We start from the raw sequence: 860 nt of genomic DNA on the forward strand, positions 1-860 counted from the left end.
GCACGCTGCATAGCTGTAGTCCATTCAGCACACGCCTGTTCCTGATCGCCTTGCTCAGAGAGGGCAGCAGCGGCTACAGCAGGGCGGGAAGAATCAGCTTTCTCGCCGTACAGCGATGAATAGATAGCTTCTGCGTCACTATTACCGGCAGCCCATACAGGGCTGCCAGCAGACAGAAGCAACGTTATCAGCAGCGTTGCTTTTTTCATGGCGCAATATCCGGGGCGGTTACGTTCTTTTGACGAACGGGTTCATTACCCAGGCTTACCGGAACGGTGAGATCACGGTAAACCACGTTGCGCTGCGAGAGCTGGAAAAGCTGACCGCTACCGCCCTGAAATTTCTGAGTTGTACACCCAGCCAGCAGAAGCAGGGAAAGCACAATGAGAGCTGATTTTTTCATGACAGTTACCTATTTTTGGAAAGACACCAGGTGATGCGCGTGATCAACGACAACGCTGTGATCAAGCCCGACAAGCATCTGAAGGGCATCGAGAACCGGCATAGTGCGGTGTACTTTAGCGATCGGGGGAATCGGCTTATCGACCAGCAGCGCCGCCTCTCGCGGTGCAGGGTAGCGGGTCACCAGGCGATAACCGGTAGGCTCAAGCAGGTATTCAACGGCCTGACGAACGGTCTGCACGTCTTCAGGCCATACGGTACGCATATAGACGGTAAGCGGATCGACGTAATTCCAGCGCGGGTCTTTAGCGTTAGCCGCAATATTGCCGCCAGGGGTGAAAGGACCGTTTACATTTACGTCATAGCCGTACTGAGCGCCGCGGTTAACGGTGCTTTCCTGCGTCACACGATAAACCGGCTTTGCCTCTGTAACGCGGCTGCTGCTAAATGGGTTGCTG

3 protein-coding genes are annotated in these 860 nt (G+C 54.8%); all 3 read right to left on the bottom strand.

The features are described from left to right. On the bottom strand, positions 1-209 hold a 209-nt coding region (locus tag MKP05_RS21190; RefSeq protein ID WP_240570127.1), incomplete at its 3' end, for a hypothetical protein. Beyond that, positions 206-403: a hypothetical protein gene (locus tag MKP05_RS21195; protein ID WP_053389843.1), complete on the bottom strand. Its 198-nt coding sequence runs from the start codon at positions 401-403 to the stop codon at positions 206-208. The genes MKP05_RS21190 and MKP05_RS21195, both read right to left, overlap by 4 nt. 9 nt (positions 404-412) lie before the next feature. Continuing rightward, a partial coding sequence (locus MKP05_RS21200; RefSeq protein ID WP_240570128.1) for a hypothetical protein occupies positions 413-860 on the bottom strand: 448 nt, incomplete at its 5' end.

This window comes from Halomonas flagellata (assembly GCF_022487945.1).
Lineage (GTDB): Bacteria > Pseudomonadota > Gammaproteobacteria > Pseudomonadales > Halomonadaceae > Halomonas > Halomonas flagellata.

Bases quoted from the DNA above. Each gene is read 5' to 3' on its own strand.
- MKP05_RS21195 (WP_053389843.1), bottom strand. From the start codon at position 403: ATGAAAAAATCAGCTCTCATTGTGCTTTCCCTGCTTCTGCTGGCTGGG.